This is a genomic window from Psychrobacter sp. 219-2-C (assembly GCF_049560815.1).
In the GTDB taxonomy this organism is placed as follows: domain Bacteria; phylum Pseudomonadota; class Gammaproteobacteria; order Pseudomonadales; family Moraxellaceae; genus Psychrobacter; species Psychrobacter faecalis.
The window spans coordinates 1823143-1840925 of sequence record NZ_CP186933.1 but is presented as its reverse complement, the minus strand read 5'-3'; the positions used below and the strand labels follow the sequence as shown (position 1 = coordinate 1840925).

The 17783-nt window shown below is 45.3% G+C and carries 11 protein-coding genes; 10 read left to right on the top strand and 1 reads right to left on the bottom strand.

The window, feature by feature from the left end:
- Positions 1 to 264: 264 nt before the first annotated feature.
- Complete coding sequence (locus ACPEGP_RS07465; RefSeq protein WP_423813051.1) at positions 265 to 804, top strand: DUF6586 family protein; 540 nt, start codon at positions 265 to 267, stop codon at positions 802 to 804.
- Positions 805 to 937: 133 nt separating this feature from the next.
- Here the strand turns inward: ACPEGP_RS07465 and ACPEGP_RS07460 are convergent, their stop codons facing one another.
- Positions 938 to 3613, bottom strand: coding sequence for a penicillin-binding protein 1A (locus ACPEGP_RS07460; protein WP_423813050.1), 2676 nt, complete (start codon positions 3611 to 3613; stop codon positions 938 to 940).
- A 193-nt stretch (positions 3614 to 3806) separates the two neighbouring features.
- Between ACPEGP_RS07460 and ACPEGP_RS07455 the strand changes: the two genes are divergently transcribed.
- The 9 genes from ACPEGP_RS07455 (at position 3807) to gltB (ending at position 17765) form a co-directional block, all read left to right on the top strand.
- Entirely contained in the window at positions 3807 to 4862 is a 1056-nt protein-coding gene (locus ACPEGP_RS07455; protein WP_201589594.1) for a pilus assembly protein PilM, read from the top strand.
- On the top strand, positions 4862 to 5515 hold the full coding sequence (locus ACPEGP_RS07450) for a PilN domain-containing protein (protein WP_423813049.1): 654 nt from the start codon (positions 4862 to 4864) through the stop codon (positions 5513 to 5515). The genes ACPEGP_RS07455 and ACPEGP_RS07450 overlap by 1 nt, the downstream gene beginning before the upstream one ends.
- A complete protein-coding gene (locus ACPEGP_RS07445; protein WP_201589590.1) occupies positions 5512 to 6243 on the top strand; it encodes a type 4a pilus biogenesis protein PilO in 732 nt (243 codons plus the stop codon). The genes ACPEGP_RS07450 and ACPEGP_RS07445 overlap by 4 nt, the downstream gene beginning before the upstream one ends.
- Positions 6243 to 6776, top strand: coding sequence for a pilus assembly protein PilP (locus ACPEGP_RS07440; protein WP_068405097.1), 534 nt, complete (start codon positions 6243 to 6245; stop codon positions 6774 to 6776). Before ACPEGP_RS07445 ends, ACPEGP_RS07440 begins: the two co-directional genes overlap by 1 nt.
- A gap of 27 nt (positions 6777 to 6803) precedes the next feature.
- A complete protein-coding gene (gene pilQ / locus ACPEGP_RS07435; protein WP_423813048.1) occupies positions 6804 to 9176 on the top strand; it encodes a type IV pilus secretin PilQ in 2373 nt (790 codons plus the stop codon).
- 164 nt (positions 9177 to 9340) lie between these two features.
- Complete coding sequence (gene aroK, locus ACPEGP_RS07430; RefSeq protein ID WP_144297929.1) at positions 9341 to 9904, top strand: shikimate kinase AroK; 564 nt, start codon at positions 9341 to 9343, stop codon at positions 9902 to 9904.
- Between the two features lie 62 nt (positions 9905 to 9966).
- The gene (gene aroB / locus ACPEGP_RS07425) at positions 9967 to 11082 is read left to right on the top strand and encodes a 3-dehydroquinate synthase (protein ID WP_423813047.1); all 1116 of its coding nucleotides are present in this window, start codon (positions 9967 to 9969) and stop codon (positions 11080 to 11082) included.
- A 301-nt stretch (positions 11083 to 11383) separates the two neighbouring features.
- The gene (locus ACPEGP_RS07420; protein ID WP_423813046.1) at positions 11384 to 12484 is read left to right on the top strand and encodes a hypothetical protein; all 1101 of its coding nucleotides are present in this window, start codon (positions 11384 to 11386) and stop codon (positions 12482 to 12484) included.
- Positions 12485 to 13301: 817 nt separating this feature from the next.
- The gene (gene gltB, locus ACPEGP_RS07415; protein ID WP_423813045.1) at positions 13302 to 17765 is read left to right on the top strand and encodes a glutamate synthase large subunit; all 4464 of its coding nucleotides are present in this window, start codon (positions 13302 to 13304) and stop codon (positions 17763 to 17765) included.
- Positions 17766 to 17783 lie beyond the last annotated feature (18 nt).

Below are 17783 nucleotides of genomic sequence, written 5' to 3'. Positions count from 1 at the left end.
TTAGTTATTTTTCTCAATAAAAAAGCCAGCCTCAGTCGCTGGCTTTTTTATGGCCTAGAGAAAATAGAGTTTATAAATTATTTTTGTATACCATCACTTTTTTATAATAACTTAAGCAAAACGTACATTGCTATACAGAGGCTTTTTAAATTACTATTAATAGATTTTGAGCGCGTTATAGAATGATATGACATTTTCAATGACGGTAGCCAATTAAACGATTCACTTCATTCAATTAACTCATAAACACATAGGGATAAGCGCATGGCAGGCAAGACTCGCGTTGCTAAATACCAAGCTGACCGTACTAATCAAAAATTATATTTTTGTCGTTTGGCCTGTCAAGCAGCTGCTAATACGAGCGATAAACAACTATACCAAGCGCACTGTGAAACCGCTATTTTTCATTTATACGGCGCCTATCTTGCTTTTATACAAGAGCTTGGAAATTTTTATGGTTTAACGATGACCGCGCCAACCTTAGCAGACATTGAAGAAGCATTAGGCGCCCGCACGCAAGTATCGCCTGAAGTACAGCGCTTAGAGCAACTTTTACAGCAAGGTTTTTTGGCTGATATAGAGCGCGCCTATCAGCGTTGTTTATATCCAGTGTTATCTGAGAATGTAATAGATGATAAGGTAATAGATGACAGGGCAGGTCGCGGCACAGCAGCACCCGATCTGATTGTTAATGTCGTTACCTTATCAAATCAGTGGCTGCCAGATGAGGCGACCGTACGCGAATGGCGTCAGCAATTATTAGAGCTGATCGAACAACTGCGCGCGGGTATGGTTGAGTTTTAAATAACCTCTAGGCTTTTATACTCTGTTTAAGTAATAGGCTTTATTTTTATAAACAAGTGTTAATAAAAAAGGTCTGGCACAGTGAAATTGTGCCAGACCTTTTCTTTACATCTACACTAAAACTGCCACTTATTTATTCGGGCATCGGTGGCATACGCTCAACCGGCGTGGCTGATAAAGGTTTGTTTTGGGAATTACCGTTATCTGTACGTCTTGGTTTTGGTTTTTCAGGAGCGGGTCGATTTTGAATCTGCTCTTCAACTGGCTCAGGAGTAGGTGGCTTACGTTGTTGGGTGGTGGTTTTGACTGGCTTTGCCGATTTGCCATCGTCGGTATCTTCATCTTCAAGCTCAGCTGCGCCTTCGTCCATCATTTCTATGATAGTCTGCTTCTGCTTTTTAGATTTGGCACGGTTATTGATAGCCACCCATTGATGAGGGGTGTTCTTTAACTGGGCTTTCATAAAGTCCATCCAAACAGGCAGCGCTGCCACGCCGCCATATTCACGGCGTCCAAGCGTTGATGGCTGATCAAAGCCCATCCAAACGACAGTAGCATTGGTAGGATGGAACCCTGCAAACCATGCATCTTTTGCTTCATTCGTCGTTCCGGTTTTACCACCAATGTCATCGCGTCCCAACGCTTTCGCCCGCACCGCCGTACCGCGCTGGATAACGTCGCGTAGAATATCTGCCATCTCAAAAGCCACTCGCGGTTTTAAAATACGCGGCGCTTGTTCAGCACGTACATACTGCAAAACTGGCGCTTTTAGGCGATCTGAATCTGGACTTGCATCATAAACTTCTACATCAAATGCTTTGCTATCTTTTACTGGACTGTCTTCTGTAGCATCAGAATCTGCACTATTTTCAGCTTTAATATCGCTCTCTGATTTTTTTGACGCCTTATTTTCTTCTTCTACTTTTGCTTCATAATCTTCGATAAGTTTTTTGTTGAGGTCGTCGAGCTGTTCATTAAAACATAACGCGCATGCTTGTTGCGGGTTGGCTTGAAACAGCAGCTTATTATTATAATTATAAATTTGGTCGATAAAATAAGGCTGAATACGATGACCGCCATTGGCAAAGGTCGCATAAGCCGTCGCCATTTGTAATGGGGTAGCTTGACCTGTGCCCAATGCTAACGACAAAGTGGTAGGCAGCTTTTCTTTATCGAGTCCAAACTCATCTAATAAATTACGTGCATCGGAGATACCAATGGCTTGTAGCAAGCGAATAGACACTAAGTTACGTGATAAATAAAGTCCACGGCGCAAGGTAATATCGCCTAAAAAACGTTGGTCAGAGTTTTTAGGTTTCCAGTCGCCTACTTGAATCGGACGGTCTGAAACAATACTATCTGGGCGGTAGCCTTTTTCTAGGGCCGCGGTATAAACCAGTGGTTTAATCGTTGAGCCGGGCTGGCGCCAGCCTTGTAGGGCACGGTTAAATTTACTGTGATTGAAATCAAAACCGCCAACCAAGGCTCGTACCGCGCCTGTTTCAGGGTTTAAGGAAACCAAACTGCCTTGTACGTCTGGTATTTGACTCAATTGCCAACTGCCATTAGCGGCTGGTATCAAGCGCACGATGTCATTTTTACTAACAATCTGGCTGGCATTACTCGGAAAATAGCCAATACGGTCGGCAGAAATATATTTACGTGCCCAGCTCATGCCAGTCCAATTGACGGTGACGCTTTCACCGGACTGCAGGATTGCTTCAAAACTGCGTGAGTTAACCTTAGTGACTTTCGCCGGCGACATATTGCTATAACGACGGAATTTTTCCAGAGGTTCACCGTTTGCTTCTGGTCCGCGCCAGCCATGACGATGCTCGTAGGCCACAAGCCCCGTCAATATTGCTTTTTCTGCAGCTTTCTGCGCTTCACTATCAACGGTCAAACGCACGCGCCAACCGCCATTCATGACTTGTTCGCCATAGCGCTCGACCAAGGCAGAACGTGTCATCTCTGCCAAATACGGCATGTTCATATCAAGCTTTTCTTGATACAGGTTGATACCGATAGGGGCGTTGATGGCTTCGTCGTGCTGCGCCTTAGTGATATAACCAAGCTCATGCATACGGCCAATAATCCAGTTGCGGCGGGTAAGGGCGCGACTAGGATTGGCGACAGGATTGTATTTAGAAGGGGCTTTTGGCAAACCTGCAAGCATAGCCATCTCGGCCACCGTCAGGTTATCAAGTGATTTACTATAGTATTTCTTGGCAGCAGCACGGATACCGTAAGCGCCTTCGCCTAGATAGATTTTATTGACATATAAAGTAAGAATGTCGTTTTTACTGAGCTCATCTTCTATTTTACGGGCCAAAAACAGCTCTGTTAATTTACGATTTAATGTACGTTCCGGGCTTAAGAAATAGTTTTTAGCGACCTGCATAGTGATGGTAGAGCCGCCGGTTTGACTTTCATCGTCGGTTACCACTTCGGTCACAGCGCGACCAAGTCCTTTAATGCTGATACCGCTATGCTGAAAAAATGTTGCATCTTCTGCCGCCAAAAAGGCATGGGTTAAGCCTTCAGGGATTTCGTCAAACGTAACCGGCAACGATAGACGATTGCCATACTGGCCAATTAGCTTATCGTCACTACTATAAATCTGTAAAGGCATCTCAAGATTGGCGGTTTTAATCTCTTGGGTACTGGGCAAGGTTGGCGCTAAATACATCGCCATACCATAAAAACCAATCGGTACAGCAAGCGCTAAAATAAGCGCTAACGCTAAGCAGGCAATGAAAAGCCCCACCAAAAAGTGAATGAGACGAGCGGTAGCATTTTTTTTGGTCATAATCAGGCTTATCAATTAAAATTTGCAACAGGTAGGAGATTATACCTTGAACAAAATAGGCAAGTAATAATAAATGTGTAATTGTGCCTTAATAGGTAATTTAAATGCTTGAATCTATCTATTAAGTAAAGTATTGTACTAAATTATTACAAATAACTATCAGAATGTACACTTAATATAAGGTATAGAGTTCGTGAGGCTATTTACTTCTAAAAGTCGGCATTTGATTGGCGTGGATATTTGCGCCACGTCAGTAAAGCTGGTCGACATTCAGCGCCAACAAGGTATCTTTCATTTAAAGTCTTACGGTATCGAAGCGCTACCAGAAGGCGTAGTCGTCGACAAACTCATCGTAGACACTGAAGCAGTGGGTAGTACTATAACAAGCCTAGCAAGGCGTTGCCAAGCTGCGGGCAGTAGTGCGGCAACTGCTGTATCAGGTTCTGCTGTGATTACCAAAATTATTGATATGGATATGGTGCTTAACGATGTGGAGCGTGAAGCACAGATTCGTTTGGATGCCGATCAATATATTCCTTATCCATTAGAAGATGTAAATTTAGATTTTGAAGTACTAGGGCCGTCACTGATAAACGATGATATGGTGCAAGTGCTCCTAGCGGCGTCGCGTTCAGAAAACGTCGACCAAAGAGTCGATGCGCTTACTTTTGGCGGTTTACAAACCAAAGTGATGGATATCGAATCGCATGCCATTGAGCGTGCTTTTGGATTAATGGCAGATAACTTGCCAAATGTACCAGACTTGGTCGCTTTAGTCGATATTGGTCATAATCAAACTACATTATATATTGCTAAAAATGGTGAGTTTATATATAGTCGTGAACAATTATTTGGTGGTGCTCAGCTCACTGATGCGATTCAAAACCGTTATGGACTATCTGCTGAAGAAGCAACCATTAGCAAACGTGAACGCACTTTACCTGATGATTACTATCCTGAGGTTTTGACACCGTTTATCGAAAATACCATCCAGCAAATTACGCGCTCATTACAGTTTTACTTCTCATCTAGCCAATACAGCAGTATTGATCATGTCGTGCTAGCGGGTGGTAGCAGCTCTATTGCAGGGCTTGCCGGTATGGCGCAGCAACGATTGGGTGTCCCTGTCACTATCGCAAATCCGTTCATCAACATGACCATCGCTCCGCACATTGACAATGAGCAACTGGCGATTGATGCACCAAGCTTAATGGCCGCGTGCGGTCTTGCGTTAAGGAGCTTCGACTAATGGCTCGTATTAACTTATTGCCCTGGCGGCAAGAAGAGCGCGAACGCCGCAATAAAGAATTTATCACTTTGGTTGCCGCAGTAACTTTGTTAACTCTATTAGCGGCATTCGCCTCATGGAGCTATTTTAACAATGAACTCGATGAGCAATTGGATGCCAATGCGCTGATTGAGCAAGAAAACGTTCGCTTAGACAAAGCCTTGGTCGAGATTGATAGCTTAGAGCAGCGCCGTGAAGACATCATCTCACGCATGCAGGTTATCCAAGATTTACAAGGTCGACGTCCGGTTCCGGTCCGTATATGGGATGATCTTGCCAAAGCAATACCGCCTGCTCTGTATTTAACCAATTTAAAACGCGAAGGCGATGTACTGACGTTAACAGGCCTTGCTGACAATCCAAATATCGTCTCTAGCTTGATTCGTAATCTTGATAGCAGTAAGTGGATGGGTAATTCAGCTGTCAGCAACATCCAACAAAATATCAGCGCTTATCAAGCTACGCCCGCCTTAGAAAATACGGTAACCACTGGAGAGCAGTCGCGCCCGGTTTATCCTGAAGACAGCTATGTTCAGTTTGTTGTCACGACTAAAGTACAGTCAGAAACAGCAGAAGAGATTGAAGCTAACGCTGCGTCTGGAGGTGAGTTATGAAACTGATTCGAAAAAAGAGCTTGGTTAAAACCAAGAAAGAGGCGCTAAGTACAAAAAAGCAGTTTGACTTAAATGAGTTTCGCCGCAGTTTCGAATCATTAGACAGCGAAAACTACGGCAGCTGGCCGCTTCCTGTCAAAGTCACCGTGATTGGATTTATTATTGCTTTGATTGCAGCACTATCTTGGGCGCTGCCAATCAGCAGCAAAATTGATGAAATTAATGCGGCTGAAAGTCAGCAGCAAACTTTACTTGATAGCTACCGCGAAAAAGAATCGCGTGCACGTCATTTAAAAGCCTATCAAGCGCAAGTGATTCAAATGGAAACTGAGTTTAATACTTTACTCGATCAACTCCCAAAAGATACCCGCGTATCAGAGCTGGTCGAAGGTATCAATATGACGGGCGTTGGCAGTAACATTCGTTTTCAAGATATCTCTGTTGAGCCTGAAATTGAAAATGAGTTTTTTATTGAGCAGCCTATTCGTATCGCTGCCTTAGGAGAATACCATCAGTTTGGTAGCTTTATCAGTGGTCTTGCTGCCTTGCCGCGTATTATTACCATGCATGATTTTGAAGTCAGTAATCCACAGCCAACTCTAGATGTATTGCCTGAGCTCAATCTTGTGCTACAAACCAAAACCTATCGCTCAAAAGAAGCCGCTCCTGAAGGTGAAGAAACCACTGCACCAGATGCTGCTACTACTGATGCTGCAGGAGGCAACTAATGCGTATCCAAAAACTGCCCATGCTGCTGATTTTAAGCGCGACTGTTTTGTCAATGACCGGTTGTACTGACCGTATTGGCATGGCAGAGCAGGCGATGACTGATATTCGTAATCAGCCAGCACAGCCGATTGAGCCGCCGCCCAAGGCTGAGCTGGTAGAAGATTTTGTTTATAGTGCCAGTACGCAACGCAGCCCATTTTTGCCGCCAAGCTTAGTAAATGTCCAAGGCCCTGCCACCTCTATTGATGGTGTGCGCCCTGATATAACCCGAGTGAAAGAACCACTTGAACAATATGAGCTATCGCAACTCGTCTTTCGCGGCGTCGTTATTTCACCTGAAGGTCAGCAATATGCTTTAGTACAGCGTCCTGACGGTTCGGTTGCGAGCGTAAGAGTCGGTAATTATCTTGGCTTAAATGACGGCCGTATTGTTGAAATCACGCCGACCCAGATTAACTTGATCGAAATTGTGCCAGACAGCCGCGCTGGGTTTGTTGAAAAACCCCAGTCGCTGGTCTCCCCTATAAGCTAAGTCGGCAGATTTTTTGAGGAATATATAATGACAGTACGCAACAACAAGGTAATGACGATGAGCGACCGCGTATCTTCTAGTTTTGCCATCTCTGTATTGGCAATGAGTATGGTAGCAATAAGTAGCAGTGCTCATGCTGAGCAGCGTATCAATAACGTCTCTGTGGTACAAACAGCGCCAGCGGTTACCCAAATGCGCTTAGGGTTTGCCGGTAAGCCAGTATTACCTGCTGCCTATCAGCTTGATAATCCAAGCCGTTTGGTATTAGATTTTGAACAAGTGCAAAATGGGCTTGCCAGCCGTTTTAGTGAATATAATGTTGGTATGATCAACGATGTCACCACTCTAAATAGTGACAATACCACGCGTCTGATCGTCGGTCTTAAACAAGCGGGCAATTATACTACCGCTATTGAGGGCAATAATTTGCTGCTAACCATCAGCGACCCTAGTCGTCCGGTGGTTAATCAAGTAGTTACCAATGACCCAGTCCAAGACGTATTAAATGGCAACGCAGCTATCACCACTACTGCGGTAGTGACGCCAATTGTTGAAAGCAGTAGCGTTGCCGTTGCGCCAATTAAAACCAAAGTAGTGAAAACTCAAGCAGTTGCAACACAGACACCTGCTGACACCATGGTAGTGCGCGTCAATCCTTTATTAAGCCCACAGCTTGCGGCCTCACAAGTGAGTAAGCAATATAGTTATGATGGTTTAACGGCGGTTAATTTCACCAAAGGCAATGACGGCGGCGGTAATGTCAGTATTGCGCTTGCCAATGAAGCTATTCCAGTAGACGTGCAGCGCCAAGGTAATAAGTTGGTGGTGCGTTTAACGGGTAGCACGGTACCGAGAAACTTGCTGCGCCGCTTGAATGTGAATAGCGGTCTGGTTGATAGTATTGATACCAAAAACCAAGGGCAAAATGGTGTGATCACTATTAATGTCAAAGAAGATTTTGAATATCAGGCTTACCAGTCAGGCAATCAATTAAACATCAATATCAGAAAGCCTGAGCTACTACGCGAGCCGACATTAGAAGAAAAAGTCTATACCGGCGAAGCATTATCGATGGAGTTTCAAGACGTCGAAATCCGTAGTGTTTTAGATATATTGGCCCAGTTTACAGAAATGAATATTGTGGCGAGTGACTCGGTGGCAGGCAACATCACTTTGCGCTTGATTAATGTTCCTTGGGATCAAGCACTAGATATCATTCTAAAAAGTAAGAATCTTGGCAAACGTGAAAACGGTAATGTGATTTTGGTCGCACCTTCGACTGAGCTGGCAGAACAAGAAGCGCGTGAGCTTGAAGCGCAGCAGGCGGTTGAGTCTTATGCGCCGCTACGCACGGAATACATTCGCTTAAGCTATGCTAAGGCAGCAGATGTATTGACGCTGATTTCTCAAGGCAGTGGTTCAACAGGTAGCAGCGGTACTGGCAACGCAAACTCTGTTGATAACAATACCTTGTTGTCTAACCGTGGTACGGTAACGGTCGATGAGCGTACCAATACCTTGATTATCAAAGACGTTGCTGAAAGCATCGAAAATATTCATAAATTGATTGGTAAAATTGATATTCCAGTCCGTCAGGTCATGATTGAAGCGCGTATCGTTAGCGCAACCGATAGCTTTAGTAAAGAGATTGGTGTGCGTTGGGGGATTTTATCAAACGGCGCTGCCAATAACCGTAACTTGCTGGTCGGTGGTAGCAATCAGACGCTATGGGACTTGAAAGATTTTGACGTAGAGACGACGACCGTCAATGGTCAAACAGTTTCTTATCCTAAGTATGATATCAGCCGTCCTGATAACTTAAACGTTGATTTAGGGGTTGCCAACCCAGCGGGTAGGATTGCTTTTGGACTGCTTAGCATGTCAGATGTGATGCTCGATCTTGAGTTATCAGCCCTACAAGCGGATAACCGTGGTGAAGTGATTTCGACGCCAAAGATTTTAACTGCTGATAAACAAACGGCAAAAGTATCTTCTGGTACGCAAATTCCTTATCAAGAAGCCTCGGCCAGTGGCGCGACTACCACCAGCTTTAAAGAAGCGGCATTGAGCTTGGAAGCCACGCCAAACATTACCCCAGACGGTAAAATTGGTTTGCAGCTGCTTATTACCAATGGCACACCGACTATTATTAACAATCAGGTCGCGATTGCTGAAGATTCTATTTCAACCAATGTGATTGTGGAAGATGGGCAAACCGTTGTACTGGGCGGGGTATTTAAAAACCGTAAAAGCAATGGGGTCGATAAAGTACCTTTCTTAGGCGACTTACCTTATGTTGGTCGTGCGTTCCGCAAGGATGTACGTAACAATGCCAAAGAAGAGCTATTGATCTTTGTCACGCCAAAATTGATTAATGATGGTACCAGTCGCCTAAATTAATACAGGTTTCATCATTTCATAATAAAAAAAAGCAAGCAGCAACGCTTGCTTTTTTTATAGGTAAGTTTTGTGCCTGACTAGATTTTACTGACAATAATCAATACACGTTACTAGCCAGAATATCCATGACGTTGTATCATACCTAATTTAGCTGAGTGCGTATTATGGTTGAGGAATTACCGTCGGTATTTCTAGTGGGGCCGATGGGAGCGGGGAAGACCACCATTGGCAGATTGCTTGCTAAGCAGTTAGGACGCTCGTTTGTAGACAGTGATTGGTATATTGAATCGCAAACTGGGGCTGATATTGCTTGGATATTCGCCAAAGAAGGCGAAGCGGGCTTTCGCGAACGCGAGACGCGTGCCATTGATGAGCTGACGCAGCAAACACAAATTGTCTTAGCAACCGGTGGCGGCGCAGTGATGGCGGCTGAAAACCGAGCGTTTCTTCATGAACGCGGTATCGTCGTCTATCTTAATGCGCCAGTAGACGTGCAAATGGCGCGTACGGCCAAAGATAAGTCGCGACCTTTATTACAACAGCCCAATCCTAGAAAAATATTGCAAGATTTATACAGCGCCCGCGACCCCTTATATCGGCAAGTGGCGCATATTATTATGCCGACCGGCCATACCTATCCTCGCCATATGGTCAATCAGTTATTGCAGCAACTAGACGCATTTTGTGCCTCAACTTCTATTAGCTCAGCACATCAAGAAGATCAATAAGAAAAAGTTTAATAAACAACGCCGCTCAATTTAATTCAATCCTCATACTTAAGGAGATTTTCATGGCAACGCCACTGTTTCATGCCAACTTAACAGTACAGACGAAAAGTCATGATTACCCTATTATTATTACTGAAGATAGTAATGCCATTAGCCCTAAAAAAAGCAGCATGGCAAGTCAAATCGCGCCTTATATTACCGGTCATCAAGTCCTTATCGTCACCAATGGGACGGTTGCGCCTTTATATTTAAAGGCTCTACAGGATGAGCTTGAAGCGCAGTTTACGGTCAAGGTTTGTGTGCTGCCAGATGGTGAGCAGTATAAAAACCAGACCAGTATTAACCAGATTTATGATGCGCTGATGGCAGAGCATTTTAACCGTGATGTGACCTTAATCGCGCTTGGTGGCGGCGTGGTCGGCGATATGACAGGATTTGCCGCGGCAAGCTTTATGCGTGGGGTCAATTTTATTCAAATCCCAACCACTCTGTTATCACAGGTGGATTCGAGCGTCGGCGGCAAGACCGGCATCAATCATCCGCAAGGTAAAAACATGATAGGCGCATTTTGGCAGCCGCAAATGGTGCTTGCTGATATGAGTACGCTAAAAACCTTACCCGCGCGTGAGCTATCGGCAGGCTTGGCAGAAGTCATCAAGTACGCGCTGATTATGGATGCAGAGTTTTTGACGTGGCTTGAGCACAATCTACCAGCGATGATGGCGTTAGATTTAGCCGTACTTGGCGAGGCAGTGAAGCGCTGCTGTCAATATAAAGCCGATATCGTCGCACAAGACGAAAGAGAGTCCGGCGTACGCGCTTTGTTAAACTTCGGTCATACTTTTGGCCATGTGATTGAAACCCATCAAGGCTACGGCAATTGGCTACATGGCGAGGCGGTCGCCGCTGGCATGGTACAAGCGGCTGAGCTGTCGCAAAAAATTGGCTGGTTAACAACTGCGGACGTTGAGCGAATTAAACGCGTACTCACCTTGGCAGATTTACCTATCATGCCACCCGCTATTGACGTACAAACGGCTTTAGGTTTGATGGGTCATGATAAAAAAGTCAAACACGGACAAATCCGCCTTATTTTGTTAAAATCATTAGGTAAAGCGGTATTGACCAATGATTTTGATGCCAAGCTTTTGACCGAAGTTTTGTCGCAGCATCAATAGTACAAGCTCGTGAAGTATTCAGTAGGTAAGTAGCACGTTTAATTTATCAGTTAATATATAATCGTTAAACGCTTAAAATAATCATTTTAACCATTATTTTTTTAAGACCATTATTATATAAAACTCTTTTATAAACCCCACTCTCAACTTATTTTTCTAAGGTATTGGTTTACTTAGTTTTTAAAATTTCAGTTAAAACAATTAGAATTTTAAATTCTATAAAAATCAAAAGCCTACGATAAGTTGGGATTAGCGTTTTATAAGTATCTTTTTATAAGTACCCTTTTCCAAGGACCTCTCCATGGCAGCATCACGCTCGACGACTCGCACAGCTGGGCAGAAATATCGCCGTCAAGCACTGATCTGGCTGATAGCAACCCTGCTATTGGGCGTGTTTACCGCCTTAGTTTGGATGTTTAGCCAAACGCCAGCGATGGGTGCTAAGATTGAGAATGAGCCAATTTCAGCGCCACAAACCTCAACCGCTGAGCTTGAGCAGCCGCTAAAGATAGAGTCTTTGCATGAGCTCGATACAGACGTGCAGCCGATTAGTTTTGATACCACGGTTAAAGACTTACGCAGCTATCCTGATGAGTTTAAAGACAAGCGTTATCTGCTCGCTAATAAAGGCAAGTGGACCGTGCAGGTGATGAATGTCGCTGAAAATGATGTGATTGTAAGCTATTTAGAAAGCCGAGAAGATCGCGATAAGTTCGCTTATTTCCGCTACCTTGATGAAAATGAGCAGGTGCGTTATATGCTGACTTATGGGCTGATGAGCAGTCCACAAGAGGCGGTCGGTGCCGCGAAGTTGATAGATTTTAAACTGCCTGCAAATGTACGCGTCTTACCTGAAGAGATCAATCGTTACGTCAGTATCATCGATAATTATGAACGTCCGGATCCGGTTAAGGATTTGAGCACCAAGCGCACGCGCAATGTAAACTTGCGCCCAACCAAACGCGAAGTACCAGTACGTCAACAGACACAAACGTCTGATGACAGTAATGGCCAAATGGCAAATAATAATGCCAATCGCGGCGCACAAGATGGCGCTAATGAAAGCATACGTCAGTCAGCTGATACTTCTGACACTTTGATTGTCAATGAAGAGCGGACGGTCGAGATCGAAGGACAACCAACGACCACGCACTCCTCTACAGATACTAACCGTAAGCCTGAAGCAACCACTGGCAATGCAACAAATAATGGCTCAAGCAATAATAATGCACCGAAAAAACCGCCGGTGGTTGAAGCGCCTAAACCACCGAGCGCCAATGCAAATAGTAACGCCGCCAATAAAAATACCAACGCAGCTGGTAAAAACCCCAATGCTAATGCTAACGCTTCAAAAGGCAATAATGACAGCATCAAAGAGCTTATTGAGGAAAAAAGTAACTAACTTCACCGAGCATACCGTTTTATAAACGCTCCTGTCGTATTTTATGGCAGGGGCTTTTTTGTGAACGATTTATTTACTATTAAAAAAGCTTAGTAACGCTTATAAAAGCGGCTTTGAATAAGTAATTGTTCTCAATAGTTAGTAATTCATACGCTATTAATAATATATTTTTTTACAAAAACTAGAGTATGAGTTGATAGAAAAGACTAGATTTTTTAGTCATCATTAACTAAGATAACTAAGGGCGACGTTCTGTATAGTTATCGTAAATTGTTATTTCATACCTCGATATGGTCGTTTCAAGCGCTGCTACTTGCTACCTATTTAAGCTTATCGCAAGTGGCGCAACTCCTCATTTTATCCCGATTGGGATTGTTAAGGCGCTTGAATGTAGAGCGTCTGATATTCATATTTGACGGCGGTTTAACCTATCCATCGCCAATTTATCCATAACTTTCTTATCAGCTGCTTTGCTTATTGTCCATTGGAGGGGTTAAGGCGTCACCGTTTTTATTAACGTTTACGCCGCTCATATTGAGTTTTTAACCGTTAAAACAGACATAAAAGTAAGTAGAGTCCGATAAGAATTTAGGTATAGATGTCTTAGCGGTAACGTTAAATCAATCGCTGTGATGGTCATAAAATAAAGAGAGTCGTGATAAGTATTTTTATCACCCTCAAAACGCTTGCACTATTTTCTCCGCTTGCGCTTTATTAATCCGCTTATGTGAATATATTTAGCCCGTTCTGCCCGCGGAGTTTGGTTGCTACTTCATATTGAAAGTATAGGCCGTCCGCTCACTCAAAAGGACAAGCTATGTCAATGATTTCCTCCTCTACGCATTTGGCGACCCCAGATGACTTCTCTGATAACTGCGGCTTTGGTTTGATAGCTCATATCGAGGGCCAAGCCAGTCACGATTTGGTAAAAACAGCCATTCATAGTCTAAGCTGTATGACCCATCGCGGCGGCGTTGCCGCTGATGGTAAGACTGGCGATGGCTGCGGTTTATTGCTGGCAACGCCGACGGTATTTTTTAGCGATATCGCCGCTGAGCAAGGCTTTACCCTGACAGCCGATTTTGCCGTTGGCATGGTGTTTGTCAGTTTGGATGAGACAAAAGCGCAGTATAGTCAGCAGGTGCTTAATGAAGAGATTGCCGCCCAAGGGTTAGCAGTGGCGGGCTGGCGCGATGTGCCGCTTGATTTAAGTATCGTTGGTGAGATTGGGCGTCAGACATTACCTGGTTTTCAGCAGATATTTGTCAATGCACCAGACGAGATAGCGGCAGATGACTTTAACCGCAAATTATTTGTCGCCCGTAAAAAAGCCGAGCAGCGTCTGCTTGATGATGAGCTATTTTATGTTTGTTCATTAAACTGTCAGACCATTATCTATAAAGGTTTGGTCATGCCATCAGACCTGCCAGCGTTCTTTTTAGACTTACAAGATACGCGTTTGGCCTCGCATATCGTGGTCTTCCATCAGCGTTTTTCAACCAATACCTTGCCGCGTTGGCCCCTAGCACAGCCTTTTCGCTATCTGGCGCACAATGGTGAGCTTAATACCATCACCGGCAACCGTAGCTGGTCTGAAGCGCGCACGCCAAAATTAAAATCTGATAAATTGCCCAATTTAAGTGAATTGACGCCACTGGTGAATAGTACGGGTTCGGATTCATCGAGCTTAGATAATATGCTAGAGGTGCTGATGTCGGGCGGTATGAGTTTATTCCATTCGATGTCAATTCTGGTACCGCCAGCTTGGCAAAATGTCGACAGCATGGATATGGACTTGCGCGCGTTTTATGAGTTTTACTCGCAGCATATGGAGGCGTGGGACGGCCCAGCAGGGCTAGTGATTCAAGACGGTCGCTATGCGGTCTGTATGCTTGACCGTAATGGTCTGCGGCCGTCGCGTTGGGTGACCACCAAGAACGGCTATATCACGGTGGCCTCAGAAGTCGGCGTTTGGGATTATGCGCCAAAAGATGTGCTTGCTAAAGGGCGCGTTGGGCCCGGTCAGATGTTAGTTATCGATACCATGACTGGTCAAATTATGGATACCAAAGCGATTGCGACGTTACTGAAAAAAGCACATCCGTATCGTAAATGGCTGCGCGAAGAAGCGACGCGTATTCGTGATGATGAGCGCTTAGAAGAAATGCTTGCCGCCCAAGCCTGCCGCGGTGAGCCGCTAAAAGCTTTGCAAAAAATGTATCACATCACCAATGAAGAGCGTACAGAAATCATCCGTCCTAATGCCGAAAACGCGCAAGAGCCAGTTGGTTCGATGGGTGATGATACGCCAATGGCTGTGCTGTCGCAGCAAATTCGCCATGTTGGTGATTTCTTCCGTCAACAGTTTGCACAGGTGACCAATCCACCGATTGATCCGCTGCGTGAAGCTATTGTGATGTCGTTACAGACTTGCCTTGGTGCTGAGACCAATGTGTTTGCACCATCAGCACGTGACGCGCATCGTATTATCTTATCGTCGCCGGTTTTATCAGCCAGTAAAATGCAGCAGCTTGAAAACTTGGCTGATCCGGCGTTTCAAATGGCGCGTATCGACTTAAACTGCGATGCCAATCTTGAGCTAGCAGCCGCCATCAAAGCCATCTGTGAGCAAGTGGCAAGCAGCATTCGTGCGGGTTTTACTTTGATTGTGTTGTCTGATAAGAATATCGCAGCTGACAAAGTACCGGCCAACGCGATTATGGTTACCGGTGCGGTACATCATTACTTAATTGCCCAAGGTATTCGTACCGATGCCAATTTAATCATTGAGACTGGTCTGGCACGCGATTCACATCAAGTGGCGGTATTGATTGGCTTTGGTGCGACTTGTGTCTATCCGTATTTGGCTTACGATGTTATTGATGACTTGGTAGCAACGGGTGAGCTGCTTGGCGATCCAATTCAAGCGCGGGTCAATTTCCGTAAAGGCTTGGATAAAGGGCTGCTAAAAATCTTATCAAAAATGGGTATCTCTACCATTGTCTCTTACCGCGGCGCGCAATTATTTGAAGCGGTGGGGCTTTCTGAAGAAGTGGTAAACCTGTGTTTCAAAGGCGTACAAAGTCGTATTAAGGGCGCTACTTTTGCTGATTTGGCTGCCGACCAAGCGCAATTGGCGGCCAATGCCTTTAAACGCCGTGCGCCACTTGATCAAGGTGGCTTATTAAAATTTGTCTTTAATAAAGAATACCATGCCTTTAATCCTGACGTGATTAACAGCCTACATACTGCCGTACGAACTGGTAATTATGACAATTACCGTCAGTATGCAGAAATCGTCAATAGCCGTCCGGTCGCCACTTTGCGAGATTTATTACAGCTTAAAACCGACAATCCGCTTGAAGTAGACGAGGTTGAAGATATCTCAGCAATTTTATCCCGCTTTGATTCTGCTGGCATGTCTTTAGGGGCATTGTCACCCGAAGCGCATGAAGCCATCGCTATTGCTATGAATACCATTGGCGGTCGCTCAAACTCAGGTGAGGGCGGTGAAGACCCTGTCCGTTACGGCACCTTGCGCAACTCAAAAATCAAGCAAATCGCTTCTGGTCGTTTTGGGGTCACACCTGCCTATTTGCGCTCAGCAGAGGTTATGCAGATCAAGGTTGCTCAAGGGGCAAAACCGGGTGAAGGTGGTCAGCTGCCAGGCGGTAAGGTCAATGCTTTGATTGCGCGACTGCGTTATTCAGTGCCGGGTGTGACGCTCATATCACCGCCGCCGCATCATGATATTTATTCGATTGAGGATCTGGCGCAGCTTATTTTTGATCTCAAGCAAGTCAATCCTGATGCCTTAGTTTCGGTCAAGTTAGTCTCGCGTCCAGGCGTTGGTACGATTGCGACGGGTGTGGCAAAAGCCTACGCTGACCTAATTACCATCTCAGGTTATGACGGCGGTACGGCAGCATCGCCACTTTCGTCCATCCATCATGCTGGCTCGCCGTGGGAGCTGGGGCTTGCTGAAACGCATCAATCGCTACGGGTCAACGGCTTGCGTGATAAAGTTCGTATTCAAACCGATGGCGGTCTAAAAACGGGTCTTGATGTGGTCAAAGCCGCAATTCTTGGGGCAGAAAGCTTTGGTTTTGGCACCACGCCGATGATTGCCGTTGGCTGTAAATACTTGCGCATTTGTCATCTTAATAACTGTCCAACCGGTGTTGCCACTCAAAAAGCCCAGCTACGTGATGAGCATTTCATTGGTGAAGCGGAAATGCTGATTAACTTCTTTAAATTTGTCGCAACCGAAACGCGTGAATGGCTTGCCGCTCTCGGTGTACGCAGTATGGAAGAGCTGGTCGGACGCACTGATTTGCTTGACGTATTAGAAGGCAATACCGATAAGCAGCGTCATTTGGATTTAACGCCGTTATTGTTTAGTCATCCAGCGAGTAGTGGCAAAGCGCAAACTTGTCAGGTGGCGCGCAATGAGCCGTTTGACAAAGGCTTGCTTGCTGAGCAAATGATTAACGATATGCTGCTGAGTATCCGTCAAGGGAACGGCGGCGATTTCAGCTATGCCGTCGGCAACTGTGATCGCTCTATCGGCGCGCGTATCTCTGGCGAGATTGCGCAGGTCTGGGGCAACCTTGGTATGAGTGATAGGCCCATTAAACTGCACCTAAACGGTACCGCAGGTCAGAGTTTAGGGGTCTGGAATGCAGGCGGTTTGCATATTGAGCTAGAAGGCGATGCCAATGACTATGTTGGTAAAGGCATGGCGGGCGGTGAGATTGTCATTTATCCGCCGCAAGATTCAAGTTTCACCACGCATGAAACCGCCATTATCGGCAACACTTGTCTGTACGGCGCTACCGGTGGCAAGTTGTATGCGGCGGGTACAGCAGGCGAGCGTTTCGGCGTACGTAATTCGGGCGCTCATGCGGTCATCGAAGGTACGGGCGACCATTGCTGCGAGTATATGACCGGCGGCATCATTACCGTCCTTGGGCGTACGGGGTTGAATTTCGGCGCAGGCATGACCGGCGGCTTTGCTTATGTCCTCGATATGGATGGTGACTTTTTCGATCGCTGTAATCATGAACTGATTGATTTAAACCGTATCTCAAGCGAGCAAATGGAAGGTCATCGTATTTACTTGCAACAAGTGATTGAAACCCATGTTGACAAAACGGGCAGTGCGTGGGGGCAAACCATCTTAGCGGATTTTGAGCATTACGCGCGTAAGTTCTATTTGGTAAAACCCAAAGCGGCAAACGTTGCGACCCTGCTTAAAACCACGACGGCTGACCCACAATAAATTGGCTTGGTCAATAAT